At 48.6% G+C, this 4,097-nt stretch carries 6 protein-coding genes; 4 read left to right on the forward strand and 2 right to left on the reverse strand.

The annotated features are described in order from the left end of the window. From V6C93_RS27865 to V6C93_RS27880, 4 genes are all read left to right on the forward strand, one after another. Positions 1-277 (forward strand): DUF928 domain-containing protein (locus V6C93_RS27865; RefSeq protein WP_333479928.1); only part of this gene is annotated, 277 nt, incomplete at its 5' end. 211 nt (positions 278-488) lie between these two features. Then, complete coding sequence (locus tag V6C93_RS27870; protein ID WP_333479929.1) at positions 489-1,553, forward strand: DUF928 domain-containing protein; 1,065 nt, start codon at positions 489-491, stop codon at positions 1,551-1,553. Between the two features lie 204 nt (positions 1,554-1,757). Further along, the gene (locus V6C93_RS27875; protein ID WP_333479930.1) at positions 1,758-2,453 is read left to right on the forward strand and encodes a DUF1345 domain-containing protein; all 696 of its coding nucleotides are present in this window, start codon (positions 1,758-1,760) and stop codon (positions 2,451-2,453) included. Further along, on the forward strand, positions 2,454-2,897 hold the full coding sequence (locus tag V6C93_RS27880) for a DUF2127 domain-containing protein (protein WP_333479931.1): 444 nt from the start codon (positions 2,454-2,456) through the stop codon (positions 2,895-2,897). Between the two features lie 145 nt (positions 2,898-3,042). Here V6C93_RS27880 and V6C93_RS27885 read toward each other — a convergent pair whose 3' ends face one another. Continuing rightward, positions 3,043-3,948, reverse strand: a complete 906-nt coding sequence (locus tag V6C93_RS27885) for a hypothetical protein (RefSeq protein ID WP_333479932.1) — start codon at positions 3,946-3,948, stop codon at positions 3,043-3,045. Then, positions 3,902-4,097, reverse strand: a 196-nt coding sequence (locus V6C93_RS27890) for a hypothetical protein (RefSeq protein WP_333479933.1), incomplete at its 5' end; no start/stop codon positions are given. The genes V6C93_RS27885 and V6C93_RS27890, both read right to left, overlap by 47 nt.

The raw sequence follows: 4,097 nt of genomic DNA on the forward strand, positions 1-4,097 counted from the left end.
GCGTAGCGATTTCAGATCGGTTGAGGGCTGGGTGCAACGGGTTGCCCTGAACCCATCACTAAATCGGGATTTAGAGCAAACCAAACTCCAACAGAAGTTTCTGCGCTATAGCGAAGTAGGGGTTTGGTACGAAGCTGTAACCGCTCTGGCTGAACTGCGTCGCCAAAATCCCCAGGATGCCAGCCTAAAACAGGAGTGGGATAAATTAATGCAATTGATTGATTTAAACGCGATCGCTCCCGAACCGATTACCTCCATGCTTACCCCTAAACAGTGAACAGTGAACAGTGAGCAGTATGCACCAGACCGACCGATAACGAGTCACTGATAAGCTGCGGTACATCTAAGCAAGCCTGATTTGGACGAGCAAGATGCCCAGCCCACAAGAAATGTGTTAAACATCAACATGCAACTTAAATGTGCGCCAGCTGAACTGCTCACTGCCCACTTCCCCTGCTCCCCCAGCTTTCCCAAGCACTAGGATTGTTATGATATACAAAAAGTTATCCCAACGACAGAAAACCCTAGCAAGCAGCTTTGCTGATGCCCCTTGGGCGATCGCTTTGACCGTTGTAGGGGCATATAGCGGTCTTCCTTTACCCAGCGTTGCCACACCTGTACTAGACCAATCTGCCCTATCCTCCGTCTCTACAGCAACGTCGGCAGCGCCAACTCCACCCTCCTCCCTCAGGCTACAATTCGCCCAGACTCAAGGACAACCCACTGGGCGAGGCGCACCTGGAAAGGGTGCTCGTCAAGGCGGAGCGAGTCGCGCTCAAAACCCTCCAAAAGACCGAGGCGCACCAGGAAACGATGGCCGTCAAGGCGGAGCGAGTCGCTCTCAAAACCCTCCAAAAGACCGAGGCGCACCCGCACCTGGTCAACGGACAGGTGGAGCCAGTCGTGGGATGTGTCCATCGACCAACAAGCGTCTCACTGCGTTAGTGCCGATTATTTCAGCCACCCCAGATCGCAGCCAAAACCCAATTCTCACCGCTACTCCCGCAGGCTCTGTCTTGGGCTTAACCGTCGCCTCCCATCCCACGTTTTGGGTTTATTCCCCTTATTCCCTTACGTCTGAACATTCCGTTGAGTTTATCCTACAAGATGATCAGGGCAATGTCATTTACCAAACCTCGTTATCCGCGTCGGTAAGCACGCCTGGTGTGGTTGGTTTTAAGCTTCCCGACTCGGTACCACCCCTTCAGGTCAATAAGCGGTATAACTGGTTTTTTAGCATAGCGTGCGATCGCAAACCAGAGGAAACCCCTAACGAGCTGGATGAGCCAACCAAAATCGTTGTTTCAGCCTGGGTAGAACGGATTGCCCTCGAGCCCTCACTTCAACGTGAGTTAGAGCAAGCCACGCCCGCACAGAAGGCTCTTATTTATCATAAAGCAGGCATTTGGCACGAGGCTCTCACCACTCTTGCCGAACTGCGCCGTCAGCAACCTAATGAGGCTACCCTCAAGGAAGAGTGGGAGCAATTGTTGCGATCGATTAACCTAGAAGCGATCGCACCTGAGCCGATTACAGCTAAGCTACTCCCCTAAGAAGGACTTCTGGGTCGTGACTCTGGCTACCAATCAATAGAGTTAGAGCCATCGCCACAGTTTTGACACAGTAGCGCCATATCCGCCAGATATGCTTTTCCCAAAATTGCTCAAGCCACTCCGTTAATCAACGAGAAAACTTGTGTCTTATCCACTGTTCAAGTTGCCTGCTCTTATCCTACCCAACACAAGTACTCATTAAGCGTGAGATCCACCTCTACCCCGGCTTGGCTGTGGCGCTTAGACTCACAACATCGCTTACTCTTGAGTCTTGCCATCGCGACAGTAGTTTTCCTGCTAGTCCCCCAGTCTCTGAGACCCTTAACGCGAACACTCATCGGCTGGAATGCTTTTGTCGTGGTATTGTTACTCTTAACTTGGAGCGTTATCCTGACTGCCCACCCCGAGCAAATTAAGAAACGTGCTCAGACTCAGGATAACAACCGCATATTGATTTCCGTGCTGGTTATCGCTGCTGCTGTGGTAAGTCTTTGTGCCGTCGCCTTTCTCTTAGGAACCCATAAAGAACTACCCAAAGGACAGTTGGGACTGCATATAGCACTATCGGTTGTGTCCATGTTCTGTTCTTGGCTGCTGCTGCATACCGTGTTCACTCTGCGGTACGCCCACTACTACTACTACCGAAGTGAAAGATATCGACAGCAGACACCAACACCATCACCTCATATCGGCGGCTTAGACTTTCCTGGTGAACAACAGCCAGATTATTTAGATTTTGCCTACTTTGCCTTTGTCCTAGGCATGACTTTTCAGGTGTCAGATGTAGCGATTACCTCACGGTTAATCCGGCGTATAGCACTCCTACATGGACTGCTATCTTTTTGGTTTTACACCTTTATTGTTGCACTGAGCATTAACATTATTTCTTCCTTGATTTAAGTGGCAAAGCGTTCACCTGGCTTAATAGCAATTGTTGTTTACAAGGCGATTACAGCCATTTTTTTAGTGATTATTTCTTTCTCCCTTCTCCTAGCCATAAAAAAGCAGACACAACTTTTACAGCTCGAAGATAGCTTGACTTTATCAGGTAAGCTCGGTTTCATTGCTTGGGTTTTAGAGAAAATCTTGAACTTTAACCCCCGAACTCTAGAGCTAAGTGGAATAGCAGCAGGAGTTTATGCAGCTGTGACAACGGTTGAGGCGTTGGGGCTTTGGTATCAGAAAAAATGGGCAAGTTGGCTAGTTTTGGGATTAGTATCTATCAGTATCTTGCCCGAAATTTTTGAATTAAGTAAAGGATTTTCAATTCTAAAATTTCTTATATTTTTAGCCAATGTAGGTATTTTTATTTATCTGTTGCGCGAAATCCGTAATGGAAAGTGACTTGGAAGATTTTAATTTTCAATGTTTTGGTTGATTTTAGCTTTTACTGGCAGCATAAAATTGCAGGCTGTAGAATCCTCGACTACCTATTTACTAACCCTCGGACTATCCCTCGGTTTTGGGAGGCTGACTACAGCAAACACCATCACCCAGGAAACATAGAGAGAAAATCATCACCATTAATCACTGCCGTCCAGTGCTTGTATCGACTTGGACTGGCCTTCTCTCGTGGGTCGCTCTGCACCAGTGGCATAAACTCCTGATCATGCTCTCGCCGTGATGCCCCAACCTGGCAACCAGCAGACCACCTACCAGGGTCTTCCCCAAAATTGAAATCTTGTCCATGCCCCACAGAGTGCTGATCGACGCAAAAATCATCCCCTGTGTCCGGTACTCTGTCAGGTCCTCTTAAAACCGTTATGTTTCCTGTCTGAATTAAGGCAAACTGATCGTGATGCATTCCGGTTGACCACGCTTGGTATTGCCACGCCTTGATGTCTGCACACCCTGAATCATTCATGGGGTGTTCCCAATAATATTCTCCGGGGTCACAGGTCGCGAGCCAGTTCCCCTTAAAGTGGGGAACGAGCAACCCTTGGTCGTTGCGATTACACACCCAAATCATGCGGCGATCATTGAATTGAAACGGCGCATTTCCATTCCAGGTGCCATCCCGATTTAACCCTCGGAAGTAGCAGATATTAATCTCACCCGGATTGGTGCTGATATAAAAGTTGTGCAACACATACCACATTACTGTCCGTGATGCCCAGCTTCCGTCCAGATACCATCCTCTTATCAATAAATGTGGGTCAGTGTTAATCAGGGAGCTAGCCGTAGCCTTCCCCAATCCCTCTTCCTGAATCCCTTTAAATGCTTTGAAAGTGGCAAGCGCCCGTTTAGACTTCGGCCCCCACTTCCCATCCGGTTCGCTCAACAGCCAGAAGTTAGACAATCGTGCCTGTAGCTGCTTGGCTATGTCTGGGTTACTTGCGATCGCATCCTCAGTAATTGGCGTGTCGCGCTTGGCGGCGTCGTAAAGGAAAGACATAAGAAATAACTCCCTCTAACGCTATACATTCTAAGCTAAAGGCTCCTTGTCCGCAGTACCCATCAATCCAGAGAACATTGGCACTGTAATGCCTTGTGTAACAACGCCTGATAGTCCTGTTCACTAATGGTTTGGGCACCGAAGCGAAC

The sequence above is a fragment of the Allocoleopsis sp. genome (assembly GCF_036703385.1).
Classification (GTDB): domain Bacteria; phylum Cyanobacteriota; class Cyanobacteriia; order Cyanobacteriales; family Coleofasciculaceae; genus Allocoleopsis.